This window comes from Bosea sp. RAC05 (assembly GCF_001713455.1).
Taxonomy (GTDB): domain Bacteria; phylum Pseudomonadota; class Alphaproteobacteria; order Rhizobiales; family Beijerinckiaceae; genus Allobosea.
This window is the reverse complement of sequence record NZ_CP016464.1, coordinates 3,083,385-3,107,506: the sequence shown is the minus strand read 5'-3', so window position 1 is coordinate 3,107,506 and position 24,122 is coordinate 3,083,385. Positions and strand designations below refer to the sequence as shown.

The 24,122-nt window shown below is 68.9% G+C and carries 23 protein-coding genes; 15 read left to right on the top strand and 8 right to left on the bottom strand.

Going from position 1 to position 24,122, the window contains the following annotated elements; all coding sequences use genetic code 11:
• The first annotated feature begins 11 nt into the window (after positions 1-11).
• Positions 12-1,421: a TolC family outer membrane protein gene (locus tag BSY19_RS18140; RefSeq protein ID WP_069055369.1), complete on the top strand. Its 1,410-nt coding sequence runs from the start codon at positions 12-14 to the stop codon at positions 1,419-1,421.
• A 191-nt stretch (positions 1,422-1,612) separates the two neighbouring features.
• Positions 1,613-2,206, top strand: a complete 594-nt coding sequence (locus BSY19_RS18135; protein WP_150129663.1) for a PopZ family protein — start codon at positions 1,613-1,615, stop codon at positions 2,204-2,206.
• A gap of 18 nt (positions 2,207-2,224) precedes the next feature.
• Here the strand turns inward: BSY19_RS18135 and BSY19_RS18130 are convergent, their stop codons facing one another.
• Positions 2,225-2,455 carry a hypothetical protein gene (locus BSY19_RS18130; RefSeq protein ID WP_069055367.1) on the bottom strand — a complete coding sequence of 77 codons (231 nt, stop codon included), beginning with the start codon at positions 2,453-2,455 and terminating at the stop codon, positions 2,225-2,227.
• Positions 2,455-2,940 (bottom strand): pyridoxamine 5'-phosphate oxidase family protein, encoded by a 486-nt coding sequence (locus tag BSY19_RS18125; RefSeq protein ID WP_069055366.1) that lies wholly within the window; start codon positions 2,938-2,940, stop codon positions 2,455-2,457. Before BSY19_RS18125 ends, BSY19_RS18130 begins: the two co-directional genes overlap by 1 nt.
• 217 nt (positions 2,941-3,157) lie before the next feature.
• On the opposite strand from BSY19_RS18125, the gene BSY19_RS18120 reads away from it, so the two are divergent.
• From BSY19_RS18120 to BSY19_RS18100, 5 genes are all read left to right on the top strand, one after another.
• Positions 3,158-5,977 carry a valine--tRNA ligase gene (locus BSY19_RS18120; protein ID WP_069055365.1) on the top strand — a complete coding sequence of 940 codons (2,820 nt, stop codon included), beginning with the start codon at positions 3,158-3,160 and terminating at the stop codon, positions 5,975-5,977.
• 155 nt (positions 5,978-6,132) lie between these two features.
• Positions 6,133-6,714, top strand: a complete 582-nt coding sequence (locus BSY19_RS18115) for a YqaA family protein (protein ID WP_069055364.1) — start codon at positions 6,133-6,135, stop codon at positions 6,712-6,714.
• A gap of 293 nt (positions 6,715-7,007) precedes the next feature.
• Entirely contained in the window at positions 7,008-8,738 is a 1,731-nt protein-coding gene (ilvD, locus tag BSY19_RS18110; RefSeq protein ID WP_069055363.1) for a dihydroxy-acid dehydratase, read from the top strand.
• A gap of 16 nt (positions 8,739-8,754) precedes the next feature.
• On the top strand, positions 8,755-9,672 hold the full coding sequence (locus tag BSY19_RS18105) for a tetratricopeptide repeat protein (protein WP_236840395.1): 918 nt from the start codon (positions 8,755-8,757) through the stop codon (positions 9,670-9,672).
• Positions 9,673-9,752: 80 nt separating this feature from the next.
• On the top strand, positions 9,753-10,115 hold the full coding sequence (locus tag BSY19_RS18100; RefSeq protein WP_069055362.1) for a hypothetical protein: 363 nt from the start codon (positions 9,753-9,755) through the stop codon (positions 10,113-10,115).
• Between the two features lie 99 nt (positions 10,116-10,214).
• Here BSY19_RS18100 and xth read toward each other — a convergent pair whose 3' ends face one another.
• The 4 genes from xth to BSY19_RS18080 form a co-directional block, all read right to left on the bottom strand.
• On the bottom strand, positions 10,215-11,006 hold the full coding sequence (gene xth / locus BSY19_RS18095) for an exodeoxyribonuclease III (protein WP_083247686.1): 792 nt from the start codon (positions 11,004-11,006) through the stop codon (positions 10,215-10,217).
• Positions 11,007-11,014: 8 nt separating this feature from the next.
• Positions 11,015-11,728 (bottom strand): LrgB family protein, encoded by a 714-nt coding sequence (locus BSY19_RS18090; RefSeq protein WP_069057219.1) that lies wholly within the window; start codon positions 11,726-11,728, stop codon positions 11,015-11,017.
• 11 nt (positions 11,729-11,739) lie between these two features.
• Positions 11,740-12,111 carry a CidA/LrgA family protein gene (locus BSY19_RS18085; RefSeq protein ID WP_069055360.1) on the bottom strand — a complete coding sequence of 124 codons (372 nt, stop codon included), beginning with the start codon at positions 12,109-12,111 and terminating at the stop codon, positions 11,740-11,742.
• A gap of 107 nt (positions 12,112-12,218) precedes the next feature.
• Positions 12,219-12,719, bottom strand: a complete 501-nt coding sequence (locus BSY19_RS18080; protein ID WP_069055359.1) for a BA14K family protein — start codon at positions 12,717-12,719, stop codon at positions 12,219-12,221.
• A 243-nt stretch (positions 12,720-12,962) separates the two neighbouring features.
• On the opposite strand from BSY19_RS18080, the gene BSY19_RS18075 reads away from it, so the two are divergent.
• Entirely contained in the window at positions 12,963-13,547 is a 585-nt protein-coding gene (locus BSY19_RS18075; RefSeq protein WP_069055358.1) for a TIGR00645 family protein, read from the top strand.
• A gap of 48 nt (positions 13,548-13,595) precedes the next feature.
• On the opposite strand, the gene trpE is transcribed toward BSY19_RS18075, so the two are convergent.
• Positions 13,596-15,125, bottom strand: a complete 1,530-nt coding sequence (gene trpE, locus BSY19_RS18070; protein ID WP_069055357.1) for an anthranilate synthase component I — start codon at positions 15,123-15,125, stop codon at positions 13,596-13,598.
• A 2-nt stretch (positions 15,126-15,127) separates the two neighbouring features.
• Positions 15,128-17,041: a peptidylprolyl isomerase gene (locus BSY19_RS18065; protein WP_171905171.1), complete on the bottom strand. Its 1,914-nt coding sequence runs from the start codon at positions 17,039-17,041 to the stop codon at positions 15,128-15,130.
• A 201-nt stretch (positions 17,042-17,242) separates the two neighbouring features.
• Here BSY19_RS18065 and tpiA point away from each other — a divergent pair, with 201 nt between their 5' ends.
• The 7 genes from tpiA to BSY19_RS18030 all read left to right on the top strand — a co-directional run bounded on the left by tpiA (position 17,243) and on the right by BSY19_RS18030 (position 24,062).
• Positions 17,243-18,004 carry a triose-phosphate isomerase gene (gene tpiA, locus BSY19_RS18060; RefSeq protein WP_069055356.1) on the top strand — a complete coding sequence of 254 codons (762 nt, stop codon included), beginning with the start codon at positions 17,243-17,245 and terminating at the stop codon, positions 18,002-18,004.
• 165 nt (positions 18,005-18,169) lie between these two features.
• On the top strand, positions 18,170-18,571 hold the full coding sequence (gene secG, locus BSY19_RS18055; RefSeq protein ID WP_069055355.1) for a preprotein translocase subunit SecG: 402 nt from the start codon (positions 18,170-18,172) through the stop codon (positions 18,569-18,571).
• Positions 18,572-18,782: 211 nt separating this feature from the next.
• Positions 18,783-20,411, top strand: a complete 1,629-nt coding sequence (locus tag BSY19_RS18050; protein ID WP_069055354.1) for a CTP synthase — start codon at positions 18,783-18,785, stop codon at positions 20,409-20,411.
• Between the two features lie 325 nt (positions 20,412-20,736).
• The gene (gene argC / locus BSY19_RS18045; RefSeq protein WP_069055353.1) at positions 20,737-21,711 is read left to right on the top strand and encodes an N-acetyl-gamma-glutamyl-phosphate reductase; all 975 of its coding nucleotides are present in this window, start codon (positions 20,737-20,739) and stop codon (positions 21,709-21,711) included.
• Positions 21,712-21,855: 144 nt separating this feature from the next.
• The gene (locus tag BSY19_RS18040) at positions 21,856-22,257 is read left to right on the top strand and encodes a DUF350 domain-containing protein (protein ID WP_069055352.1); all 402 of its coding nucleotides are present in this window, start codon (positions 21,856-21,858) and stop codon (positions 22,255-22,257) included.
• Between the two features lie 10 nt (positions 22,258-22,267).
• Complete coding sequence (locus tag BSY19_RS18035; RefSeq protein WP_069055351.1) at positions 22,268-22,891, top strand: DUF1190 domain-containing protein; 624 nt, start codon at positions 22,268-22,270, stop codon at positions 22,889-22,891.
• Position 22,892: 1 nt separating this feature from the next.
• On the top strand, positions 22,893-24,062 hold the full coding sequence (locus BSY19_RS18030) for a glutathionylspermidine synthase family protein (protein WP_069055350.1): 1,170 nt from the start codon (positions 22,893-22,895) through the stop codon (positions 24,060-24,062).
• The last annotated feature ends 60 nt before the right edge of the window (positions 24,063-24,122 follow it).

Below are 24,122 nucleotides of genomic sequence, written 5' to 3'. Positions count from 1 at the left end.
TGAGTCCGCACATGAGGCGTCCTGTGGTGAAGTGGTTCGACGGTAGGAAGATCGGCGTATCGGGGCTGGCGGTTGCGCTGGGCCTCATGATCGCTTCAGGGGCGTCGCCGGCTCTGGCCCAGACCATGGAGGCGGCGCTGGCGCGCGCCTATGCCGGCAACCCGACGCTGAATGCCCAGCGCGCCTCGCTGCGGGCGACCAACGAGAACGTTCCCCAGGCACTCTCGGGCTACCGGCCCCGCATCACGGCCTCGGCCGACATCGGCGCCAGCATCACGGATGCCAATATTCCGGGGGCAGGAACCTCGACGACGCGGCTCGCTCCTCGCGGCGGTGGCGTCCAGGTCGACCAGAACATCTTCGATGGCGGCAAGACCCGCAACTCGGTCGGCCAGGCCGAATCGCAGGTGCTGGGCGCCCGCGCCACGCTGCGCAACACCGAGCAGAACGTTCTGCTCGATGCCGCGACGTCCTACATGAACGTGCTGCGGGACACGGCGATCCTGACCCTCAACCGCAACAACGTCGAGGTGCTCGAGGAGCAGCTGCGCCAGACGCGCGACCGTTTCCAGGTCGGCGAAGTCACGCGCACCGACGTCGCTCAGGCCGAGGCGCGGCTGTCGCAGTCGCAGTCCCAGGCCATTCTCGCCGAATCCAATCTGAAGACCTCGATCGCGCGCTATCGCCAGAATGTCGGCGCCGAGCCCAAGCAGCTGGCGCCGGGCAAGCCGGTCGAGAACCTGCTGCCCAAGTCGCTGCCGGCGGCGCTGGACACCGCGCTCTCAGGTCACCCCGCGATCATCGCCTCCCTGCACGGCGTCGATGCGGCGGAGCTCCAGGTCAAGGTGACGGAGGCCGATCTCTATCCGGTGCTCGGCGTCCGCGGTCTCGTGCAGCAGCGCTATGACAGCAGCGTCTTCGGCGACAACCGCACCTCCGCCAGCGTCGTCGGCACGCTCACCATCCCGATCTACGAGGGCGGGCAGGTCTATTCGCGGACCCGGCAGGCCAAGGAAACCGCCGGCCAGCGCCGCATCGAGGTCGACACCCAGCGCGACACCGTCCGCGCCGCCGTCGTCTCGGCCTGGGGCGGGCTCGAGGCGTCCAAGGCGCAGATCGTCGCCGCGCAGGCCCAGGTCCAGGCGGCGGAAACGGCGCTGTCGGGCGTGCGCGAGGAGGCCAAGGTCGGCCAGCGCACCACGCTCGACGTGCTCAACGCCCAGCAGGAACTGGTCAGCGCGCGCTCGACGCTGGTGACGGCGCAGCGCGACCGCGTCGTCGCGTCCTATTCGGTGCTGTCGGCGATCGGCCGTCTCTCGGCCAACACGCTGAAGCTCCGGGCGGAAGCCTATGACGAGCGCAAGCATTACGACCAGGTCAAGGGCCTGCTCTGGGGCACGCAGACGCCGGACGGCCGCTGAGTCCGGCTGGCGCCGTCGGCGGGGCGCCCGAGCCTGATCGGGCTTCCAGCGCGGGGTATTCGCGCAACAGGCGCGCTTTCCCTGTGGGCGACCCTGCGACGTGCCTTGCCTGACATCACCTGCGTGAAATACTCGATCACTGGGCGGCTTTGATTCTGTCGGTGCGCCCGGAGTCGAGTGGTCCGGATCCAATGAGCGCGCAACCGAAGCCCAACGAACCGTCGATGGAGGAGATCCTCGCCTCCATCCGGCGGATCATCTCGGACGACGAGAAGCCGGCCGAAGAGGCCGCGCCCATCGAGCCTGCGCCGATTGCGCTGGAAGAGGAAGCGCCGCCACCGCCGCCGCCACCGCCTGTCGAGGATGACGACGTCCTCGATCTCGGCGCCGAAGCGGCGCGGATCATGCCGGCCGACGAGCCGGCCGAACTGACCGAGGGCGATGTCGATTTTCTGGAGCCGCCGCCGGCTCCCGAACCCGTCCTGCCGCCCCCGGCACCGGAGCCGGAGCCTGTCGCCGCGCCGATCTTCGCGGCTGCGCCCGCTCCCCAGCCGGCGCTCGACATGGCGCAGCTGCTGTCCGATCAGACCAGCTCAGCCGTGACCAGTGCCTTCGGCCAGCTGGCCCATACCGTGCTCACGAACAATGCGCGGACGCTGGAGGATCTGGTCAAGGACATGCTGAAGCCGATGCTCAAGACCTGGCTCGACGACAATCTGCCGACCATGGTCGAGCGTCTGGTGCGCGCCGAGATCGAGCGGGTGGCGCGCGGCGGCCGAAACTGACCGCGGCGCGCCGGTCGCTCAGCGGTCGGCGAGGCGACGGCTCTTGTTCGCCGGTGCCGGCTTCAGCCTTCCGAAGGCACCGGCCTGATCGAGGCGCTTGAAGGCGAAGGCGGCGAGCGTCATCATCGCGGTCGGCGCGCCGAGCCGCGAGACCAGCATCGCGAGGCCGATGGCGACCGGACGGGGATAGCGGCCCGACGCGGCTTCCGCCGCGACCCAGGCGCCGACGGCGTGGACGAGCAGGTTCATCACAGCACCACCTTCCGGTTGACGCCGAGATCGGGCTTGGTGCCGGTCAGGGCGGCGGCCGCCATCTTCACCGTCGTCACGATCTTGCCGGGGCTCGCCCAGAACTCCGCCACCGAGGGGCGGACCCGCAGGACGCGGATGTTGGGATCGTCCTCGCTGTCCCAGAAGGCCTTGTTGCTGGGCTCCCAGAGCTGCTTCACCTTGGCGCGGTCGTCGACGACCGTCGCCGTGCCGGTGACGGAGACGTAGCGCATGCCGCTGTTGTCGGCGAAGGCGAGGCAGACATTGTCGTTGATGCGGATCTCGTCGTCCTTGAGATGGCGACGGTCGGTCAGGAAGTAGACCGTGTCCTCGTCACGCATGCCATGGGCGTGCATCGGGCGGGCGCGCAGATCGTCGCCGTCGCCGTCATGGGTCACGAGCATCGCGAATTTGATGTCGTCGATCAGGTCCCAGACCTGGGTCTGGTCGGTGTGATGGGTCATGTCGGAGCTCCTGCTGGCTTGCTGCTTCAACCGTCGGCGGGCGCGGTGGTTCCGCCGCAAGGGGCTCGCAGACGCTGCGTTCGGCCGGGTGTGGCGCCGTCGCAGGCGCCGGGACGGTTGACGCGAGGGGGCCGCTTGCGCTCTTAAGTCCGGCAACCTTTCGGGCCCAGTTTCTCCGGCCGGGCCATGTCCCGGTCGTTTTCGTTCGAGCGAAGCGATGATGGACAAGACATTCGAGCCGGCCGCCGTCGAGGCACGGATCAGCAAGGCCTGGGAGGAGGCGAACGCCTTTGCCGCGGGACGCGGCGCGGCGCCGGGTGCCGAGCCCTATTGCATCGTAATCCCGCCGCCCAACGTCACCGGCTCGCTGCATATGGGCCACGCGCTCAACAACACGTTGCAGGACGTGCTCTGCCGCTTCGAGCGGATGCGCGGCAAGGACGTGCTCTGGCAGCCCGGCACCGACCATGCCGGCATTGCGACGCAGATGGTCGTCGAACGCCGGCTCGCCGCCGAGAACAAGACCGATCGCCGCGCGATGGGCCGCGAGGCCTTCCTGGCCGAGGTCTGGAAGTGGAAGGAGGAGTCCGGCGGGACGATCGTCAACCAGCTCAAGCGGCTGGGGGCCTCCTGCGACTGGTCGCGCGAGCGCTTCACGATGGACGAGGGCCTGAGCCAGGCCGTCCTCAAGGTCTTCGTCGCCCTGCACAAGCAGGGCCTGATCTACCGCGCCAAGCGGCTGGTGAACTGGGACCCGAAGTTCCAGACCGCGATCTCGGACCTCGAGGTCGTCCAGGTCGAGAAGACCGGCTCGTTCAAATGGCAGCGCGGCGGCGAGGATGAGTTCGACTCAGCCAAGCTCGACAAGGTCCTGAGCAAGGACCCGGGCGGGCATCTCTACTATTTCAACTACCCGCTCGAAGGCGTGACCTACGACGCCGACGACGCCTCGACCTATATCCAGGTCGCGACGACGCGGCCGGAGACGATGCTGGGCGACACCGGCGTCGCGGTGCATCCGGAGAACGAGCGCATCGGCAGCCTGATCGGCCGCAACGCCGTGCTGCCGCTGGTTAGCCGCGTCATCCCGATCGTCGGCGACGATTATGCCGATCCCGAGAAGGGCACCGGCGCAGTCAAGATCACGCCGGCGCATGACTTCAACGATTTCGAGGTCGGCAAGCGCCATAAGCTCGCGGTCATCAACATCCTCGACGGCGAGGCGTGCATCCTGCTGGCGGAGAACGAGGCGTTCCTCGGCGGCAGCGCGCCCGAGAGCGAAACGCTGGCGCTGCACGGGCTCGACCGTTTCGCGGCGCGCAAGGCGGTCGTCGCGCTGATGGCGCAGCGCGGTTATCTCGCCAAGATCGAGCCCAACACCAACACCGTCCCGCATGGCGACCGCTCGGACGTCGTGATCGAGCCCTGGCTGACGGACCAGTGGTATGTCGACGTCAAGCCGCTGGCGAACCGCGCGCTCAAGGCGGTGCAGGACGGCCGCACCAAGTTCACGCCCGAGAACTGGACCAAGGTCTATTACGACTGGCTGGAAAACATCGAGCCCTGGTGCGTCTCGCGCCAGCTCTGGTGGGGCCACCAGATTCCGGCCTGGTACGGGCCCGATGGCGAATGCTTCGTGGCGGAATCGGAGGCCGCCGCCCAGGCGCTGGCGCTCGGCCATTACGGCGGGGCGGTCCAGCTCACGCGCGACGAGGACGTGCTCGACACCTGGTTCTCCTCGGCGCTCTGGCCGTTCTCGACGCTGGGCTGGCCCGACGAGACTTCGGAGCTGAAGCGCTACTATCCGACGGCGACGCTGGTCACCGCCTTCGACATCATCTTCTTCTGGGTCGCCCGGATGATGATGATGGGCCTGAACTTCATGGACGAGGTGCCGTTCAGGGACGTCTACATCCACGCCATCGTTCGCGACGAGAAGGGCGCGAAGATGTCGAAGTCGAAGGGCAACGTCATCGACCCGCTGGTGCTGGTCGACCAGTATGGGGCCGATGCGCTGCGCTTCACGCTGGCCGCGATGGCCGCCCAGGGCCGCGACATCAAGCTCGCGACCAACCGCGTCGAGGGCTATCGCAACTTCGCGACCAAGATCTGGAACGCGGCGCGCTTCGCCGAGATGAATGGCTGCGCCCGCGTCGCCGGATTCGACCCGGCGCAGGTGAAGCTGCCGCTCAACCGCTGGATCCTGAGCGAGGCGGCCACCGCGGCCGAGGGCATCGCGGCGGGCATCCCGAGCTTCAAGTTCAACGAGGCGGCGGGCGCGGCCTATCGCTTCGTCTGGAACCAGTTCTGCGACTGGTATCTGGAACTGGCGAAGCCGGTGCTGCAGGGCGAGGGCGTCGACGCGGCCGACAAGGCCGAGACGCAGGCGACGGTTGCTCATGTCATCGACCTGATCTGCCAGCTGCTGCACCCCTTCATGCCCTTCCTCACCGAGGAGCTCTGGGCCCAGAAGGCGGGCGAGGGCGCTGCGCGCGTCCTGTCGGCGGGCGATGCGTCGCTGGTCTGCCTGACCCGCTGGCCGGATCTCGCCGCGCTGAAGGACGAGGCGGCCGAGGCCGAGATCGGCTTCGTCGTCGACCTGATCTCCGACATCCGCTCGGTCCGCTCCGAGGTCAATGTTCCTGCCGGCACGCAGGCGCCGCTGGTGCTGGTCAATGCCTCGGCGGCGACCCGCGCGACCGTCGAGGCCTGGGCGCCGATGATCGAGCGCCTGGCGCGGGTCTCCGCCATCACCTTCGAGGCGGCGTCTCCGGCCCAGTCGGCCCAGATCATCGTGCGCGGCGAGGTCGCGGCGCTGCCGCTGGCCGGGATCATCGATCTCGAGGTCGAGCGCACGCGCCTGACCAAGGAACTGGCGAAGCTCGACCAGGACATCGCGACGGTCGACAGGAAGCTCGGCAATCCCGATTTCATGGCGCGGGCGCCCGAGGAGATCGTCGAGGAGAACCGCGAGCGCAAGGCGGCGGCGGAAGCCCGCAAGCTCAAGATCGCGGAGGCTCTGGCGCGCCTGTCCTGAGGGGCGCGCCCGGGTCCGGCCGCGGCGGTGTCGTCAAATTGACGTTACCGCAAGACATTGCTGGCATTCTTCCCGCGACACGGTTAGATGCGCGTCGGGCGCAAATCCGCCATGCGTCTCGACGCCGATAACCCAGGAACGGTTGTTCTTCCGCCATGTTGAAGCGCGCCTATGACGGGCTGGTTGCCTATTCCTCGCATCCAGCCGCCCCCTGGCTGCTGTTCTTCCTGACCTTCGTCGAGAGCTCGGTCAGCCCGCTGCCGCCGATCCCGCTCCTGATTCCGATGTGCATCGCCCGTCCGGACCGCGCCTGGTTCTATGCCGGCGTCTGCTCGCTCGGCGCCGTGCTCGGCGGCTATCTCGGCTACGCCATCGGGGCGCTGCTCTACGACTCGCTGGGCTCCTGGCTGATCAGCATCTACGGGCTGCAGGACAAGGCGGCCGAGCTGATCGCGACCTCGCAGGATTTCTGGTTCTGGGTGCTCGTGACCAAGGGCCTGACGCCGATCCCGTTCAAGATCGTGACGATCATGTCGGGCTTCCTGCATTTCGACCTGTGGAAGTTCACGATCGGGATGATCATCTCGCGCGTCACCTTCTTCGCCATGATCGCCATCGCGCTGCGCTACTACGGCGACGACATCCGCATCTTCATCGAGAAGCACCTGCCGATGACGGCGCTGGCGCTCGTGGTCATCATCGTCGGCGGTTTCTTCGTCCTTCCGATGGTGCTCTGAGCGCCGCCGGGCGAGGGGTCCGCCGGGCCGGTTTGTGACATCGCGGCAACAGTTTGCCGGATTGCGCCGGGGCGCCTGCGCCGCGATGGAACCGCCGCGATCCCGCCACAAAGCGCCCTCAGCAAAGGAGGGCGATAAGTCTCTGAGATATAGACGAATTAAAGTCTGTCTCCGGAACCGCGATCGCTGATCTGCGGCATCGGGGAGGGCGGGAGCGACGTTGCGCCCGGCTCGGCCTGCGTGGCACATCTGCCGCGCGCGTCACAGCGCAGGGTGGAACGAGGAAAAAGACGATGGATGCGCGTGTTTTCGACAAGTCCAGGCTTCCCAGCCGGCATGTGAGCGTGGGCCCGGCCCGCGCCCCGCACCGCTCCTACTATTACGCCATGGGCATGACCGCCCGGCAGATTTCCCAGCCCTTCGTCGGCGTCGCCTCCTGCTGGAACGAGGCCGCGCCCTGCAACATCTCGCTGATGCGCCAGGCCCATGCCGTGAAGAAGGGCGTGGCCTCGGCGCAGGGGACGCCGCGCGAGTTCTGCACGATCACCGTCACCGACGGCATCGCCATGGGCCACCAGGGCATGAAGTCGTCGCTCGCCTCGCGCGAATGCATCGCCGACTCGGTCGAGCTGACCATGCGCGGCCATTGCTATGACGCGCTGGTCGGCCTCGCCGGCTGCGACAAGTCGCTGCCGGGCATGATGATGGCGATGGTGCGCCTGAACGTGCCTTCGATCTTCATCTATGGCGGCTCGATCCTGCCCGGCACCTTCAAGGGCAAGCCGGTCACGGTCCAGGACGTGTTCGAGGCGGTCGGCAAGCACTCCGTCGGCGCGATGTCCGACGAGGACCTGCAGGAACTGGAAGAGGCTGCCTGCCCCTCGGCCGGCTCCTGCGGCGCGCAGTTCACCGCCAACACCATGGCCACGGTCGCCGAGGCGATCGGCCTGGCGCTGCCCTATAGCTGCGGCGCGCCGGCGCCCTACGACGTGCGCGACACCTTCTGCTACACCGCCGGCGAGATGGTGATGGAGCTGATCGCCCGCAACATCCGCCCGCGCGACATCGTCACCCGCAAGGCGCTGGAAAACGCGGCGATGGTCGTCGCCGCCTCGGGCGGCTCGACCAATGGCGCGCTGCACCTGCCGGCGATCGCGCATGAGTGCGGCATCGACTTCGATCTCTTCGCCGTCGCCGAGATCTTCAAGAAGACGCCCTACATCGCCGACCTGAAGCCGGGCGGAAAATACGTCGCCAAGGACATGTTCGAGGTCGGCGGCATCCCGCTGCTGATGAAGACGCTGCTCGACCACGGCTTCCTGCATGGCGACTGCATGACGGTCACCGGCCGCACCATCGCCGAGAACCTCGCCAAGGTGAAGTGGAACGACGAGCAGGACGTGATCCGTCCCGCCAACAAGCCGATTTCCGACAATGGCGGCGTCGTCGGCCTGAGCGGCAACCTCGCCCCCGAGGGCGCGATCGTGAAGATCGCCGGCATGACCACCGAGCAGCTGACCTTCACCGGTCCGGCGCGCTGCTTCGACTGCGAGGAGGATGCCTTCGCCTGCGTCAGGAATCGCGAATACAAGGTCGGCGAGGTGCTGGTGATCCGCTACGAGGGTCCCAAGGGCGGGCCGGGCATGCGCGAGATGCTGTCGACCACGGCCGCCCTCTACGGCCAGGGCATGGGCGACAAGGTCGCCCTGATCACGGACGGGCGCTTTTCGGGCGCCACCCGCGGTTTCTGCGTCGGCCATGTCGGGCCTGAGGCCGCCGTGGGCGGGCCGATCGGCCTGATCCGCGACGGCGACATCATCGAGCTCGACGCCATCACAGGAAAGCTCGCAGTCCGCCTTTCTGATGCCGAACTTGAGGAGCGTCGTAAGAGCTGGGTGCCGCGCAAGACCGACTACAACTCCGGCGCCCTCTGGAAATACGCGCAGACCGTCGGCTCCGCCAAGGGAGGGGCCGTGACCCATCCGGGCGGCGCCGCCGAGACCCATTGTTATGCGGATATCTGAGACCACGATCGCAGCCTTGTTCCTCGTCCTGGGTGGCCAGCCGGCCGCCTGGGCGCAGGATGTCATGGGCGGTCGTGGTCCGGTCCCGCCCCGGCCGATCCCCGGGGTGGCGCTGCCCGAGCCGAGAACGCTCGACGCGCCCTCCGCCGGTGCGGCGACCATCGCGCCGGCTCCCAACGCGCCGGCTGCCCATACGGCGCTGCCGCTCGTGCCCTTCAGCAGCGCACGCGACGCGATCCGGGCCTGGATGCGGGATTCGACCGCCGGCGACCAGGCGGGCGCGGTGCGCGCGCTCGAATACGCCGCCGCCCAGGGCCATCTCACGGCGCAGTTCAAGCTGGGCCGGATGTATGCCGGCGGCGAGGGCGTACCGGCGAACGATCTCAAGGCCTTCGAGTATTTTTCGAAGATCGCCGACGAGAATGCCGATGCGATCCCCGGCACGGCCAATGGCCGGATCGTCGGCAGCGCCTTCGTCGCGCTCGGCGGCTATTTCATGGACGGGATCAAGGGCAGCTATGTCCGCCCGAATCTCGACCGCGCCTTCGACATGTTCCACTACGCCGCCTCCTATTTCGGCGACCCCGAAGGCCAGTACAATCTCGGCCGGCTCTACATGAACGGGCAGGGCACGCGCCGCGACGCGCGGCAGGCGGCCCGCTGGATGAAGCTCTCGGCCGAAAAGGGTTATGCGCCCGCGCGCGCCGTCTTCGGCGACATGCTGCTGCGCGGGGCCGAGGGCGTGCCGCGCCAGCCGGTGCTCGGGCTGATGTGGCTGTCGCTGGCGCGCGAAAGCGCCGATCCCGACCGCGACAGCTGGATCATCGAACGCCACGAGACGGCGTTCTCGACCGCCTCGGCCAGCGACCGCACGGCGGCGCTCGCCCTGATCGAGCGCCAGCAGGTCGCCGGCGCACGCGCCCCGCAGCGCTGAACCAACCCTCTTTTCCGACGCCGGTCGCATCCGGCTGCGTGCACGCCGCGTAACGGCTCCATCAACCGGAGCTTCGTTCCATGCGCATCGCCGCCGCCATCCTCGCAACACTTCTCGCCCTGCCGAGCGCGCCCAGCCTGGGGCAGGTCGCCTATGACAGCTGGCCCGTCCTGACCGATCCGTTTGCGAGCACCGGCGGCGGCGGCATCATGATCCACGACTACGATCCCATTGTCGCGGGCGGCCAGTGCACCACGAACTTCCGCGCGATCGAGCCCAACGGCACCGTCTATCGCAATGCGATCGTCTTCGATGCGGTCGAGGCGCAGGGCGGCGTGCTCTGCACGAACGGCCGCTGGCGCTCGCTTGACAGCGATGCCACGGGAACGACGCCGTTCCGCGTCTTCCTCAAGAACGGCGTGAAGCGCGGCTCGGGCGAGTAAGCCGCTCGTCGTCATTGCGAGCGCAGCGAAGCTATCGAGGGGCCGCGGGCTCGACGTCCTGCTGGATTGCTTCACTGCGCTCGCAATGACGGGACGGCTTTACGCGGCTCTCAACTCCACCATCACCGGCACATGGTCCGACGGCTTCTCCCAGCCGCGGACATGCTTGGCGATCTGCACGCCCGCGAGCCGGTCGGCGGCCTGGGGCGAGAGCAGGAGATGGTCGATGCGGATGCCGTTGTTCCGCTGCCAGGCGCCGGCCTGATAGTCCCAGAAGGTGTAGAGGCCGGCGTCGTCCGTGGTGGCGCGCAGGGCCTCGGTCAGGCCGAGAGCGAGCAGGCCGCGGAAGGCGGTGCGCGTCTGCGGCAGGAAGAGCGCGTCCGAGACCCAGGCGGCGGGATCGCGCGCGTCGCGCGGCTCGGGGATGACGTTGTAGTCGCCGGCCAGCACCAGCGGCTCCTCATGGGCCAGCAGCATCCGCGTATGGGCGGTGAGGCGCTTCATCCAGCCGAGCTTGTAGGGATATTTCTCGGTGTTGGGCGGGTTGCCGTTGGGCAGGTAGATCGAGGCCAGCCGGACGACGCCGCTGCCCATCGGCAGCACGCCCTCGAGATAGCGCGCCTGTTCGTCGGCCTCGTCGCCGGGCAGGCCGCGGCGGACATCCTCGAGCTTCGCCCGCGACAGGATCGCGACGCCGTTGAAGGTCTTCTGGCCGTGCGTCTCGACCTGCCAGCCGGCCTCCTCGATCTCGCGGCGCGGAAAGTCGGCGTCCATGCATTTGATCTCCTGCAGGCAGAGCGCGTCGGGCTGCGCCTCCTTCAGGAAATCCAGCAGGTGGCCGAGCCGCTGGCGGACCGAATTGACGTTCCAGGTGGCGATGCGCACGGGCAGGCTCCGGTTCAGAAGAAGCGCAGGATAAGCGGCACCAGCGCCGCCGTGACAAGCCCGTTGAGGCCCATCGCGATGCCGGCGAAGGCGCCGGCCACAGGATTGACCTGGAAGGCGCGCGCCGTGCCGATGCCATGCGCGGCGAGCCCGGCGGCGAAGCCGCGGGCCCGCCAGTCGGTGAAGCCGAGCACGACCATCAGGGGCGTCACCATCACCGCGCCGAGAATGCCGGTGGCGATCACCAGCGTGGCGGTGAGCGAGGGCTCGCCGCCGATCTCGCGGGCGATGCCCATGGCGATCGCCGCCGTGACCGATTTCGGCGCGAGCGAGGCCAGGATCGGATGCGGGACGCCGAAGGCGGCCGCGATGCCGACGGCGCTGACCACGGCGGTCACGGCGCCGGCGAAGAGCGCCGCCAGGATCGGCAGCACCGCCTTGCGCACCAGCGGCCAGTGCCGGTGCAGCGGCAGGGCGAGCGCGACGGTCGCTGGGCCGAGCAGGAAATGCACGAACTGCGCGCCCTGGAAATAGGTCTCGAAGGGCGTGCGCGTCGCCGTCAGGATCGCGGCCAGCAGGGCGACGGCGATCAGCACGGGGTTGGCGAGCGGGTGGCGCCCGAAGCGGGCGGAGATCCGGTCCGCGACGACATAGGCGATGAGCGTCACGGTCAGCCAGAGCAGCGGATCGGTGGCGAGATAGACCCAGAGCGTCTCGACGCGGGCCAGATCGGGCGCGATCACGACTCCGGCTCCGCCCGGCTGCCGACCAGTGCCGCGACCTTGACGAAGACGAAGGCGGTGACGGCGAGCGTCAGCGCCGTGGAGAGGGTGAGCGCCACGATCAGCCCGGGTCCATGGGCCGCCAGCGACGCCGCGTGGCGCACGATGCCGGTGCCGGCCGGCACGAAGAGCAGCGACAGATGGGCCAGGAGGACGCCTGCCACGGCCGCCAGCGGGGTGCCGTCCAGCGCCGCCGCCGGGCGCAGCCGCAGGCCGAGGAACAGCAGCGCCATGCCGATGACGGGGCCCGGAACCGGCAGGGCGAAGAGGCGGGCCAGGGCCTCGCCGACGAGCTGGCAGGCGAGAAGCAGGGTGAGGGCTGGGATCATGCGGGGCGGCTCCGATGCCGCTCCACCCTAGCCTCGTCGATCCGCACAAACAAAAGCCTCCCCGCAGCGCTGCGGGGAGGCTTGGGAGGTCCGCGCGTCAGGCGGCGTCAGGGGCAGGCGCGCACCACGCCGCCCTTGGCGATGTAGGTGCCGGTCTCGGGATCGTAGGAGCGGAAGCGGCGCGAGCAATAGGCGACGGCGTCGACATCGCTCGGGCTGTAGCCATAGGCGCGCAAGGGCGCCCCGTAGACCGGCGCCGGCTCGACATAGACTGAAGGCGGCGCGACATAAACCGGGGCCGGCGCCACATAGCGCGGGGCGGCCAGCGCCCCGGCCGCCAGGGCACCGCCGATCACGCCCGCGGCGATGCCGGCGCCGACGGCCGCTCCGCGACCGCCGCGGTAATAGCCGCCGCGATAGCCATAGCGCGGGCCGTAGCCGTAGCGCGGCCCATAGCCGTAGCCGCGATACTGGACGGTCTCGACGAGATCGGTCGTCGCGCCCGCGGTGGCGAGGCCGGCCGCCGCACCGACCGGGGCGGCGGAGGCCGGGGCCGCGAGCAGGGCCGTGCCGACAAGGGCGGCTGCGAGGGTGAAGGTCTTGATCATGGGCGGATCCTCTCTTCCGGAGCGAGAGGAAGCTTTCGCGTCCTCCGAAGGTCAATGAGCGTAACGGCGACACTCTTTCCTTGAAAGCGTGACACGGGATCGCGTCAAAATTTCGTCGTGGGTCGCCCTGTAGAGCGATGATCGTGACAGTACGGACGACGCTTGCACGCCCCGGCATTGCGTTCCATATCGCAGCGCTCGATTTTGCACTGCATCATCCGTTCCCAGGATCCGAGGCCGACCATGGCGCACGCTGGCGAAACCCCTCCTCAGAAGACGGCCCTCGCGCCTGCACCGCTCAGCCTGATGTCGCGGATCATCTTCGGTTCGCGCTGGCTGCAGCTGCCGCTCTATCTCGGGCTGATCGTGGCGCAGTGCGTCTACGTGTTCAAGTTCCTGAAGGAGCTGGTGCATCTGGTCCAGCATGCGACCTCGTTCAGCGAGCAGCAGATCATGCTCGTGGTGCTGGGGCTGATCGACGTGGTGATGATCTCGAACCTGCTGGTGATGGTCATCGTCGGCGGCTACGAGACCTTCGTCTCGCGGCTCAATCTCCAGGGCCATCCCGACCAGCCGGAATGGCTCAGCCACGTCAATGCCAGCGTGCTCAAGATCAAGCTCGCCATGGCGATCATCGGCATCTCGTCGATCCATCTGCTGCGGACCTTCATCGAGGCCGGCAACATCGGCAGCGCCAACCGGTCCACCGAATACACCGAGACCGGCATCATCCTGCAGACGGCGATCCACACGATCTTCATCCTGTCGGCGATCGGCATCGCCTGGGTCGACCGGATGACGGTGTCGACGACCGGCAAGGCGCACTGACCGGCGCGGCCCCGCTTCGGCGGTGCGTGCGGGGCGTCGCCCGCGTGCCTACTGGCCCCGCCCGGCCCGCGCGGCGAAGCGGATCGCCTCCTCGGCGGCCCGGAACAGCGCCTTGGCCTTGTTGACGCATTCGGCCTGCTCGGAGGCGGGGTTCGAATCGTAGACGATGCCGGCGCCGGCCTGGACATGCATGCGGCCGTCCTTGACCACGGCCGTGCGCAGCACGATGCAGGTGTCCATCTCGCCATTGGCGCCGAAATAGCCGATGCAGCCGCCATAGGCGCCGCGCGCATCGCGCTCGAGCTCGTCGATGACCTCCATGGCGCGCACCTTCGGGGCCCCCGAGACGGTGCCGGCGGGGAAGCCCGCCGCGAGCGCCGAGAGCGCGTCATGGCGCGGGTCGATCGTCCCCTCGACATTGGAGACGATGTGCATGACCTGGCTGTAGCGCTCGATGAAGAAGGAATCGGTGACCTTCACCGAGCCGATCTGCGCGACGCGCCCGACATCGTTGCGCCCGAGATCGAGCAGCATCAGGTGCTCGGCCCGTTCCTTCGGGTCGGCCAGCAGCTCCTGGGCGAGGGCCTCGTCCTCGGCCGGGGTGGCGCCGCGGCGGCGCGTGCCGGCGATCGGCCGGATCGTGACCGTGTCGTCGCGCAGCCGCACCAGGATCTCGGGGCTCGAGCAGACGATCTGGAAATCGGCGAAGTCGAGATAGCACAGGAACGGTGCCGGATTGACGCGGCGCAGCGCCCGGTAGAGCGCAAACGGCGGCAGCTGGAACGGCGCCTCGAAGCGCTGCGAGAGCACGACCTGGAAGATGTCGCCGGCGCGGATGTAGTCCTGCGCGGTCGCGACCATCGCGTGGAACTGCGCCTCGGTGGTGTTGGAGACGATCGCCGGCTCCGGCAGGGCGGCGATGTCGATCGCCGCATCCGGGGGCAGGGGGCCCTCCAATGCGCGCACCACGGCATACAGCCGCTCCAGCGCCCGCTCATGGGCGGCGCGGGCCGAGACGCCGGGCTGGTGGCGCACCGGCGTCACGACATGGATCTCGTCGCGCACCGAATCGAACACGACCATCAGTGTCGGCCGGGTCAGGATGGCGTCGGGCACGCCGGTTCCGGTGTCCTTGGGCTCCGGCAGGCGCTCCATCAGCCGGACCATGTCGTAGCCGAGATAGCCGAAGACGCCGGCCGCCATCGGCGGCAGGTCGCCGCCGGCCAGAGCCTCTGTCTGCGGGATCGCGCTTTCGTCGAGCAGCGCCCGCAGGCTCTCGAAGGCCGGGCGGGGATCGGGAAGGAAGGCCTCGCCGAGCGCCGGGCGGCAGAGCGCGGCCTCGCCACGGTGGCAGCGCCAGATCAGGTCGGGCTCGAGGCCGATCATCGAGTAGCGGCCGCGCACCGCGCCGCCCTCCACCGATTCGAGCAGGAAGGCCGGCCCCCTCGTGGCGTGGCGCAGCTTCAGGAAGGCGGCGACGGGCGTCTCGCAATCGCCGACCAGCACCTGCCGCAGGACCTGCGGGGTGCCGGCCTCATAGGCGGCGGCGAACGCGTCGGGACCCTGCGCCTCGGCCATGGTCAGTTCTGGTTGCCGCCGGTGGCGTTGCGGAACGCCGCCTCGTTGATCGAAACGCCGAGTTCGGCCTGCCGCTGCGCCACATACTGCGCGAGGATGTCCTCGCTGACGCTGGCGCCGAGGGTGCGGGCGAAATTCTCCGCCTCCTGCGTCGTGCGGGCATAGCTCGGCACGGTGGCGGCATCGACCTTGAACAGGATGCGACCGCCATTGGCGACGGATGCCGAGGCGCTCTTGCCGGCCGGCGTACCGAAGATCAGGCTGACGACGTTGGTCGGCAGGTCGGGGCGCTGCTCCTGGCGGCCGAGGCCGGCCGCCTGCTCGATCGTAAGGCCGGCCGAGGATGCGACGACATCGAAGGCCTCGCCCTTATCGAGGCGCTCGACCAGCTCGCGCGCCTTGGCGGAGAGGCGGGTGGCGACCTCCTCGGTGCGCCATTGCGTCTCGACCTGGGCCTTGACCTCGTCGAAGCCCTGCTCGCGCGAGGGATCGATCTTCTTCACGTCGAACCAGACATAGCCGCTGTCGCGGGGCAGGCGGATCGCCTCGTTGTCGACCCCCGGCTCGGAGCGGAAGATGCCCTGGATCGTGGCGTCGCCGCCCGCCAGGGGGGCCTCGGCGCTGCCGTCCGGGCGGCGGAGCGCGGCATCGACCGGCCCGACGCTGCGCAGCGCCAGGTTGAACTCCCTCGCGATCTCGGCCAGCGGCTTGGCGGCGGCGCGCTGGTCCTCGATCTTGTCATGGATCTCGGTGATGCGGCTCGCGGCGCGGCGCGTGGCGACGTCGCTGCGCATCTCCGCCGCGACCTGCTCGAAGGCGCGCACCGCCTCGGGAGCGATCGCGGTCACGCGCAGCAGCACCGGGCCGAAGGCGCTGGCGACGGGCGCGCTGACCGTGCCCTCCGGCAGCGCGAAGGCGGCGTCGCGGACGGCCGGGTCGAAGACCTGGGTGCGGGTGAAGCTGCCAAGCGTCAGCTCGGCCGGGGCGATGTTGCGCGCGGCCGCGACGGCATCGAAGCTCTCGCCGGCCTCGATGCGGGCGCGGGCGGCCTGCGCCTCCTCGGCGTTGGGGAAGACGATCTGCTGGATGGTGCGCGTCTCGGGTGTGGTGAAGCGCTGGGCCTTCACCTCCTCGTAGCGCGCGCGCGCCTCGGCCTCGCTGACGGCGGCGGCGTCGGCCAGTGTCTCGGCCGAGAGGGCGAGGATGTCGGCGGTGCGCCGCTCGGGCGCCCGGAACGCGCCCTTGCGCTCGTCGAAGAAGGTCTTGAGCTGCGCCTCGGTCGGGGCCGGGATCTCGCCGGCCAGGCCGGGCGCCAGGCGCGCGAAGGTGACGTCGCGCCGCTCGTTGCGCAGGCGGTGGCCGAGTTCCTGCAGCGCCACCGGCGCGCCGACGGCGCCCACGACCATCTCGCCGATCTGCTGGCGCAGGATGGTCTCGCGCTGCTCGCGCACATAGCTCTGCTCGGTGAAGCCGTTCGAGCGCAGCAAGTCGTTGAAGCGCGGTGCCGAGAAATTGCCGGAGGCGTCGCGGAAGTTCGGGTCCTCGAAGATCAGCGTGCGGATCGTGTCGTCGGACACCGCCAGGCGCATCGAGCGCGCCGTCTGGTCGAGCACCGAGGCCGTGACCAGGCGCGACAGCGCCTGCCGGTCGAGGCCGAGCGCGCGGGCCATCTCCGGGGTGATCTGGCGGCGCTGCTGGCGTGTCAGCTGCTGGATGTCGTTCTGGAAGGCCGTGCGCATCTGCTCCAGGCCGATCTCGGCCTTGCCGACGCGGGCGACGGAGTTGCGGCCATAGCCCTGGAAGATGTCGCCGATGCCCCAGATCGCAAAGGAGAAGATCAGGAAGCCGAACAGGACGAAGATCACGAGCTTGCCGAGGAAGCTCTGGCCCGCCTTGCGGATGCCCTGCATCATCATGGAGATCTGTCTTTCCTGGCCCTGGCGGGGCGCTGCGGGCGCCCCGGCCGGTTTTCGTCGGCGCTGCTTATAGGAACCGCAGCGCCATGCCGCAATCGCCAGCGCGGATTCGTGTTGCTCTTGCCGAAAGCGCGAGGCCCGCCACCGTTGCAGGCCGTCTCCGGCATTGCTAGAGCCGCAGCAGCATTCGGGAGAACGCATGTGACGCGCAGCATCAGGCCCCTGGTGGCCGGCAACTGGAAGATGAACGGGCTGAAGGCGGACCTCGCCATCGCCGCCGAGGTCGCCAAGGGCTACGACATCGGCCTCAAGAGCGCCGTGGATCTCGCGATCTGCCCGCCCGCCAGCCTGCTCTATCTGGCGAGCGCCGCGCTGGTCGGCTCGCGGATCGCGACGGGCGGCCAGGATTGCAGCTTGCAGGAGGCCGGTGCCTTCACGGGCGAGGTTTCGGCCGCGATGCTGGCCGATGCCGGGGCGGCGTTCGTCATCGTCGGCCATTCCGAGCGGCGCACGCTCCATGGCGAGACCAGCGCGACGGTGAGGGCGAAGGCGCAGGCCGCGCAGAAGGCGCTGCTGGTGCCGATCGTCTGCGTCGGCGAGACGAAGGCCGAGCGCGAGGCCGGAAAGGCGGTCGCGATCGTCCGCAGGCAGCTGCGCGGCTCGATTCCCGACAACGCGACGGCGGCGACGCTGGTCGTGGCCTATGAGCCGGTCTGGGCGATCGGCACCGGGCTGACCCCGACGGCGGCCGATGTCGCGGAGATGCACGAGGCGATCCGGGCCGAGCTCGGCCGCATGCTCGGCAAGGCGGCCGCGGCGGGCGTGCGCCTGCTCTATGGCGGCTCGGTGAAGCCGTCCAATGCGGCCGAGCTGATGAGTGTCGCCCATGTCGACGGGGCGCTGGTCGGCGGGGCGAGCCTCAAGGCCGAGGACTTCCTGGCGATCGCCCGCGCCTGCGGCTGACATCAGCGACGCAAAACCGCGTCGCAGGGTCACAGCCGGGGTGGTGCCGCCCGCGGCTGCATGCTATGTGCCGCGCCGACCCCGCCTGCCGGCTCCCGGCCGGCGGTGGCATGAGGTGCGGGCGGTCCTTGGCGACAGCCTGCGCCATACCCATTTCGTGAGCCCATGCAGAACGTCATCATCGTCATCCATCTGATCATCGTGGTCGCGCTCGTCGGCGTGGTCCTGCTGCAGCGCTCCGAAGGCGGCGGGCTCGGCATGGGTTCGGGCGGCGGCGGAGCGGGCGGCTTCATGACCGGTCGCGGCCAGGCCAATGCACTGACGCGGACGACGGCGATCCTGGCGGCGGCCTTCTTCCTGACCTCGATCGTGCTGGCGGTGATGGCCAATCGCGGCCGCGTCCAGCGCTCGATCATCGACGGCGCGCCGACCCAGAGCGCGCCCGTGACCCCGACCGGGCCGAGCGCCCCCAATGCCGGCGGCGTGCTCGACCAGCTGCGCCAGATGCAGGCGCCGAGCGGCGCGCCGCAGCCGCCCACGCCGGCGCCCCCGGCGCCGCAGCAGTGAGGCAGGCACGTCCTGCAAAAGTGGTTTCCACTTTTGTGACAGGGACTTGCCCAAGCAAGTCTTGGCAGGGGCCGGGCAACCGGCCCTTCTCTTTTGTGTGGGGTGCGTTCGCCGCCGGGCGGCGCTCTCCTGTGGACAAGCGTGCAGGGCAGGACGGGGCTGCACGGCTGGACTTAGCGAATCGCGCCCGTCGCTTTAGAGGTGTCCACCCATGACGCGGTATGTTTTCATCACCGGCGGCGTGGTGTCTTCGCTGGGCAAGGGCCTGGCGGCGGCGGCGCTGGCCGCCCTCCTGCAGGCGCGCGGCCACACGGTCCGCCTGCGCAAGCTCGATCCCTATCTCAACGTCGATCCGGGCACGATGAGCCCGTATCAGCACGGCGAGGTCTTCGTCACCGATGACGGGGCCGAGACCGATCTCGATCTCGGCCATTACGAGCGCTTCACCGGCCGGCCCTGCAACAAGGGCGACAACATCACCACCGGCCGCATCTACATGGACATCCTGACCAAGGAGCGCCGGGGCGACTATCTCGGCGCGACCATCCAGGTCGTCCCGCATGTCACCAACGCCATCAAGGAGTTCATCCTTGACGGCAACGAGGGCTACGACTTCACGCTGGTCGAGATCGGCGGCACGGTCGGCGACATCGAGAGCCTGCCCTTCCTCGAGGCGATCCGGCAGGTGAACCAGCAGCTGCCGCGCGGGCAGTGCATCTTCATCCACCTGACGCTGCTGCCCTACATCCCGACGGCCGGCGAGCTGAAGACCAAGCCGACGCAGCACTCGGTCGCCGAGCTGCGCTCGATCGGTATCCAGCCCGACATCCTGCTCTGCCGCACCGACCGCGAGATCCCGCGCGAGGAGCGCCGCAAGCTGGCGCTGTTCTGCAATGTCCGCGAGACCGCGGTGATCGAGGCCCGCGACGTCGCCTCGATCTACGACGTGCCGCTGTCCTACCACGCCGAGGGGCTCGACAACGAGGTTCTGGCCGCCTTCGGGATGGATGCGAGCCAGGAGCCCGACGTCTCCAACTGGCGGCGCATCTCCGAGCGCGTGAAGAACCCCGAGGGCGAGGTCACCATCGCCATCGTCGGCAAATATACGGGGATGAAGGACGCCTATAAGTCCCTCATCGAGGCGCTGATGCATGGCGGCATCGCCAACCGCGTCAAGGTCAATCTCGACTGGATCGAGTCGGAGGTCTTCGAGAAGGAGGACCCGGCGCCCTTCCTCGAGCATGTCCACGGCATCCTGGTGCCGGGCGGCTTCGGCCATCGCGGCGCCGAGGGCAAGATCAAGGCGGCGACCTTCGCCAGGCAGCGCAAGGTGCCCTATTTCGGCATCTGCTTCGGCATGCAGATGGCGGTGATCGAGGCGGCGCGTTCGCTCGCCGGCATCACCGACGCCAACTCGACCGAGTTCGGCCCGACGACCGAGCCCGTCGTCGGCCTGATGACCGAGTGGATGCGCGGCAACGAGATCGAGCAGCGCGCGGCCGACGGCAATCTCGGCGGCACGATGCGGCTGGGCGCCTATGCCTCGACGCTGGCGGCGGGTTCCAAGATCGCGCAGATCTACGGCACCACCGAGATCTCCGAGCGGCATCGCCACCGCTACGAGGTCAATATGGGCTATCGCGACCGGCTCGAGGCGCAGGGCATGAGCTTCTGCGGCCTCTCGCCGGACGGGCTCCTGCCCGAGACGATCGAATACCCCGACCATCCCTGGTTCATCGGCGTGCAGTATCATCCCGAGCTGAAATCGCGCCCCTTCGAGCCGCATCCGCTGTTTGCGAGCTTCGTCCAGGCCGCGATGGTGCAGAGCCGGCTGGTCTGAGGCGGGTGGGGACGGCCGTCGCAGCCTGATGCGGCGCCGGTCAGCCGTTCCTCCCGGTGGACAACGGACATTCGGCTTGACGACCGATGTGCCTTGCGGCACGCGTCGCCGGACATGCTGCCGATCACGACCTTTGTCGACCGACGCCGACGCTGCTGCACCCAAGCGGCGGCTCGCGGAGCTGCGCGTCGATCAGCATCCTTTGGCGTGATGACGGCCTCTGCGTAGGCTCAATCTCCGAAGCGGCCTTCGGCCCGCAGTCCCGAACCCCCGCAGCCCCCGGCTCCGGGGGTTTTCTTTTGCCCAGGACCAGAAGGACATCACCATGAGCATTCGCGTCGGCATTGTCGGAATCAGCGGATTTGGCGGCGGCGAAGCGCTGCGCCTGATCGCCAGCCATCCGGTCTTCGAACTCGTTTACGCCGCGGGCGAGAGCAGCGCGGGCAGCCGCCTGGTGGATCGCTTCCCGGGCGTGCCGGCCAGGCTGGCCGAACTGGTGATCGCGAAGTGGGATCCTGAGACTCTGCCGCCTCTCGACGTGCTGTTCGCGTCGCTGCCCACGGGCGCCTCGGCCGCGGCTTTGGCCCGCGTCCCCAAGGCGGTGAAGATCGTCGATCTCGGCGGTGACCATCGCTCTGCCGAGGGCTGGGCCTATGGGCTGGCCGACATCTGGCCAAACCGGATCGAGGGGCAGACCCGCGTGGCCAACCCCGGTTGCTTCCCCGCCGCGACGCTGACGGCGCTGGCGCCGCTGCTGGCCGACAAGCTGATCGAGCCCGGCAACATCGTCATCGATGTCAAGACGGGCATCTCCGGTGCCGGGCGGGGTGGCGACAGCACATTCGGCTATGCCGAGAGCAACGAGAACCTCGTGCCCTATGGGCTGCTCAGGCATGTCCACATGCCCGAGATCGCCAGGACGATCGAGACGCTGAGCGGCGGCAGCGCGGCCGGGCTGGTGTTCACGCCGCATCTGGTGCCGATGACGCGTGGCATCCTCGCCACGATCTATTGTCGCGGGAGCGCCACCACGGGCCAGTGCCTGGAGGCGGCCCGGCGCTTCTATGCCGGGCGTTCGTTCATCCGCGTGACCGACAAGCCGCCGCAGACGAAATGGGCGACCGGCTCCAACCTCGCCTTCGTCAGCTATGCGGCCGATCCCGAGCGCAATCTGGTGATCGCGATGGGCGTGGTCGACAATCTCGGCAAGGGTGCGGCCGGTCAGGCGGTGCAGAACGCCAACCTGATCTGCGGCCTGCCGGAGACGGCCGGGCTGGATGGCATGCCTGTCTGGCCCTGACGAGGGTGGGAGTCCTGGCGGGGCGGATGCGCGGTCTTGTCCGCCCCCGCGCTCGGGTGCGGAACGCCGACGCGTACCACTGGCGCGGGCCGGCCACTGACGTATAGTGAGACCGGACGATCCCGATCCGCTGGGGGCGACGGCATGGTGATCTCGATGGCGGGGCTGCCCGCGTTCCTTCTCTACTTCGTCCTCGGCGCCGCGCTGATCGCCTGTTTCGTCGCGATCTATCTGCGTCTTACCGCCCATGACGAGATCGCGCTGATCCGCGGTGGCAATCTCTCGGCGGCGATCGCGCTCGGCGGCAATGTCGCCGGCTTCTCGGTGCCGCTCGAAAAGGCGATCGCGCAGGCGAGCAGCATCCCCGACCTCGTGATCTGGGCGGTGGCCGCGATGATCATCCAGTTCGGGGCCTATGGGCTGGCGCGGATCCTGATTCCCGAGCTGTCGCGCAAGATCGAGGAGGATCGCCTGCCCTCGGCGGTGATGCTCGCCGTGATCGCGGTGATCTCAGGCACGCTCGCCGCCGCCAGCATGACGGCCTGAGGAGGTAGCGATGAAACGCTCGACCCAGATCGGCCTGGCGGCGGCGGGTATTCTGCTCGTGGCGACCTATTGGGGCCGGTCGGGCTCGCAGCAGCAGAGCGAGGAGAGCCTCGTCTACGCCAATCTCGCCGAGTGCCGTGCCGGCGGGCAGCTGACCTCGACCCAATGCGAGCAGCGTTTCAACGAAGCGACCGCCAACCACCTGCGCGACGCCAAGAAATTCACCAGCACCAGCGCCTGCGAGACCGAATACGGCTCGGGCTCCTGCCGAAGCGCGGTCTGGAACGGGGCGCAGGTGGTGGTTCCAGCCTTGGCCGGGTTCATGCTGGCGCGCAGCCTCGCCCAAGGCGGCGGCGCGGCGCAGCCGCTGCTGCCGCCGACGCAGCAGGCCTGTCCGCCCGGCAGCCAGGCGCCCGAATGCCAGCAGGCGCGCTCATCCTCCTCCGGCAGCAGCGGGGGCGGCTATGGCGGCCGCGGCTCGTCCTCGTCGGCACGCGCCTATTCGACGACCTCGGGCGCCGCTCTGGTGGCGCGCTCCGGCTCGTCGCCCGGCGTCGCGACGACGACCACCACGACATCGCGCGGCGGCTTCGGCTCGACGGCGCGGTCCTATTCCTCCTCCTCGTCCTCCTGAGATGCGCCGGGTTCCCCTCGCGCCGCGCCCCGACTGGCAGACCGAGGTCGAGCGGCTGGGCTTCGCCTTCCACACCATCGACGGCCAGACCTACTGGGACGAAAGCGTCGCCTATGCCTTCACGCTCGAGCAGATCGAGCGTGACATCGAGGCGCCGACGGATGCGATCGAGCAGCTCTGCTTCGCCTTCATCGAGAAAGCCATCGATGATGATGAAATCCTGAGCCGGCTCTCGATCCCCGGCGGACAGTGGGATTTCATCCGCGAGAGCTGGCGGCGCGGCGACCGCAACCTCTATGGCCGGCTCGACCTCGCCTATGACGGGAAGGGGCCGGCCAAGCTGCTGGAATACAACGCCGATACGCCCACCGCGCTGTTCGAATCGGCTGTGGTGCAGTGGGACTGGCTCGAGCAGGCGATGGCGCGCGGCGTGCTACGCCCGGAATGCGACCAGTTCAACTCGCTGCATGAGCGGCTGATCGCGGCGTTCGGACAACTCCGCCAGCCCTCGCCCTACCGGCTGCATCTCGCCTGCGTCCAGTCGAGCGCCGAGGACAGGGGCACCGTCGACTACCTGATGGACTGCGCCGTCCAGGCCGGGCTCGATGCGCGCTTCACCTATGTCGAGGAGATCGGCCTGCTCTCGGACGGGCGCTTCTGCGACGGCGCCAACCAGCCGATCGAGACGCTGTTCAAGCTCTATCCCTGGGAGTGGCTGTTCCGCGAGGGCTATGCCGCCAACCTCGCCACGTCGCGCTGCCAGTTCGTCGAGCCGCCCTGGAAGGCGCTGCTCTCGAACAAGGGCCTGCTGGCCTGTCTTTGGGAGATGGAGCCTGGCCATCCCAACCTGCTGCCGGCCTTCTTCGAGGGCGACCCGCGCTGCGCCGGGCTTTCGGCGCGCCATGTCCGCAAGCCGCTCTATTCGCGCGAGGGCGCCAACATCGCCCTGATCGAGCGCGGCACCGTGATCGACAGCGACGACGGCCCCTACGGCGCCGAAGGCTTCATCCTGCAGGACGCGGCGCCGAACCTGTTCGCGCAGGACGGGCGCTATGCCGTCCTCGGCTCCTGGCTGGTCGCCTCGCAGGCCTGCGGCCTGTGCGTGCGCGAGGATGTCTCGCCGATCACCAAGAACAGCTCGCGCTTCGTGCCGCACTACATCGAGGGGTGAGGGGGCCTCACCGGCACGCCGTGGCGGCGCATGACCGGCGGGCACCGAACTGCTAGGGAT

Coding starts and splice junctions, on each gene's coding strand:
- BSY19_RS18050 (WP_069055354.1), top strand. CDS start 18,783: ATGACGCGGTATGTTTTCATCACCGGCGGCGTGGTGTCTTCGCTGGGC.
- BSY19_RS18135 (WP_150129663.1), top strand. CDS start 1,613: ATGAGCGCGCAACCGAAGCCCAACGAACCGTCGATGGAGGAGATCCTC.
- BSY19_RS18085 (WP_069055360.1), bottom strand. CDS start 12,111: ATGATCCCAGCCCTCACCCTGCTTCTCGCCTGCCAGCTCGTCGGCGAG.
- BSY19_RS18100 (WP_069055362.1), top strand. CDS start 9,753: ATGCGCATCGCCGCCGCCATCCTCGCAACACTTCTCGCCCTGCCGAGC.
- BSY19_RS18040 (WP_069055352.1), top strand. CDS start 21,856: ATGGTGATCTCGATGGCGGGGCTGCCCGCGTTCCTTCTCTACTTCGTC.
- BSY19_RS18035 (WP_069055351.1), top strand. CDS start 22,268: ATGAAACGCTCGACCCAGATCGGCCTGGCGGCGGCGGGTATTCTGCTC.
- BSY19_RS18030 (WP_069055350.1), top strand. CDS start 22,893: ATGCGCCGGGTTCCCCTCGCGCCGCGCCCCGACTGGCAGACCGAGGTC.
- argC (WP_069055353.1), top strand. CDS start 20,737: ATGAGCATTCGCGTCGGCATTGTCGGAATCAGCGGATTTGGCGGCGGC.
- BSY19_RS18130 (WP_069055367.1), bottom strand. CDS start 2,455: ATGAACCTGCTCGTCCACGCCGTCGGCGCCTGGGTCGCGGCGGAAGCC.
- BSY19_RS18140 (WP_069055369.1), top strand. CDS start 12: ATGAGGCGTCCTGTGGTGAAGTGGTTCGACGGTAGGAAGATCGGCGTA.
- BSY19_RS18075 (WP_069055358.1), top strand. CDS start 12,963: ATGGCGCACGCTGGCGAAACCCCTCCTCAGAAGACGGCCCTCGCGCCT.
- trpE (WP_069055357.1), bottom strand. CDS start 15,125: ATGGCCGAGGCGCAGGGTCCCGACGCGTTCGCCGCCGCCTATGAGGCC.
- BSY19_RS18125 (WP_069055366.1), bottom strand. CDS start 2,940: ATGACCCATCACACCGACCAGACCCAGGTCTGGGACCTGATCGACGAC.
- BSY19_RS18115 (WP_069055364.1), top strand. CDS start 6,133: ATGTTGAAGCGCGCCTATGACGGGCTGGTTGCCTATTCCTCGCATCCA.
- ilvD (WP_069055363.1), top strand. CDS start 7,008: ATGGATGCGCGTGTTTTCGACAAGTCCAGGCTTCCCAGCCGGCATGTG.
- BSY19_RS18080 (WP_069055359.1), bottom strand. CDS start 12,719: ATGATCAAGACCTTCACCCTCGCAGCCGCCCTTGTCGGCACGGCCCTG.
- BSY19_RS18065 (WP_171905171.1), bottom strand. CDS start 17,041: ATGATGATGCAGGGCATCCGCAAGGCGGGCCAGAGCTTCCTCGGCAAG.
- secG (WP_069055355.1), top strand. CDS start 18,170: ATGCAGAACGTCATCATCGTCATCCATCTGATCATCGTGGTCGCGCTC.
- BSY19_RS18120 (WP_069055365.1), top strand. CDS start 3,158: ATGATGGACAAGACATTCGAGCCGGCCGCCGTCGAGGCACGGATCAGC.